Below are 1,328 nucleotides of genomic sequence, written 5' to 3'. Positions count from 1 at the left end.
CGGCAGACAGTGAGGATGGTGGGGTGGGTCGCCGGGTTGGTCTGACTCACCGGCAGACCGACGCTTGCTGTCCTTATCCCGATTCGTCGGCCGACTCGGTGACCCCGACAACTGCATGTCACCGGCCAGGCGTCGTGACTTGATAGGAGCCTGTGCGAGAGGCGCCCACCACTGTGTTGTCCGCATCGCCTGACCGGTGACGTGTCCACGTGTTCTCGACGCGACCGAGAAGGGCGGACCTCACCAGCATGGCAGCGAAGAAGCGATCGGTCATCGGCGGTGTTGACACCCACCGCGACACCCACCACGCGGCGGTCATCGACAGCACGGGCGGGCTCCTGGGCGACGCTGAGTTCCCGGCGACCGCCGCCGGCTATGCCGACCTACTGGCCTGGATGCGCTCGTTCGGCCGGCTGAAAGCCGTCGGGGTCGAGGGCACCGGCAGCTACGGCGCCGGCCTGGCCCGCCACCTGAACAGCCAAAAGATCACCGTTGTCGAGGTCGACCGCCCGGATCGCAGGACCCGCCGGACCAAAGGCAAGTCCGACCCGATCGACGCCATCGCCGCCGCCCGGGCCACCCTCGCGGGCACCGCCATGGGCACGCCCAAGACCCGCACCGGCCCGGTCGAAGCCATCCGCGCCCTGCGAGTAGCCCGCCAAGGGGCAGTCAAGGCCCGCACAGCGGCGATCAACCAGATGCGCGGCCTGGTCGCCGCCGCACCGGAAGTTCTGCGGGCGAAGCTGACCAAGCTCAGCGGAGCCGTCCTGGTCACACGCTGCACCGCCCTCACCATCGACCCGACCCGCCTCAACGACCCGGAACACGCCACCGCAGCCGCGTTGGCCGGACTCGCCCGACGGGTCGTCGCACTCACCGAGGAGATCACCACTCTCGACCGGCAGCTGGCACCCCTGGTCCGCCAAGCCGCACCACACACCAGCGCCCTGTTCGGCGTCGGCACCGACGTCGCCGCGCAACTGCTCACCACCGCCGGCGACAACCCCGACCGGCTGCACTCCGAAGCCGCCCTGGCCCACCTCTGCGGCGCAGCACCCATACCCGCCAGCTCCGGACGAGTGCGCCGCCACCGCCTCCACCGAGGAGGCGACCGCGGCGCCAACCACGCCCTACACACCATCGCCCTCTGCCGCCTGCGCTACGACCCACGCACCCGCGCCTACCAGCAACGACGCATCACCGAAGGCCTCAGCAAGCAAGAGATCCTCCGCTGCCTCAAGCGCTACATCGTCCGCGACGTCTACACCGCCCTACGCGCAGACTTCGCCGCCCTCACCCCTTGACCTCCATAGGAGCATCGGGATGGC

1 protein-coding gene is annotated in these 1,328 nt (G+C 69.8%); it reads left to right on the top strand.

Annotation, left to right across the window (positions count from 1 at the left end):
* Positions 1-248: 248 nt before the first annotated feature.
* Complete coding sequence (locus tag F6X68_RS32635) at positions 249-1,304, top strand: IS110 family transposase (RefSeq protein ID WP_151457831.1); 1,056 nt, start codon at positions 249-251, stop codon at positions 1,302-1,304.
* The last annotated feature ends 24 nt before the right edge of the window (positions 1,305-1,328 follow it).

It is taken from the genome of Micromonospora sp. AMSO12t, assembly GCF_008806585.1.
GTDB lineage: Bacteria > Actinomycetota > Actinomycetes > Mycobacteriales > Micromonosporaceae > Micromonospora > Micromonospora reichwaldensis.
This window is presented reverse-complemented; position numbering and strand designations above follow the sequence as displayed.

What these genes read in the sequence shown, in the direction of transcription:
- F6X68_RS32635 (WP_151457831.1), top strand. Translation starts at nt 249, where the DNA reads ATGGCAGCGAAGAAGCGATCGGTCATCGGCGGTGTTGACACCCACCGC.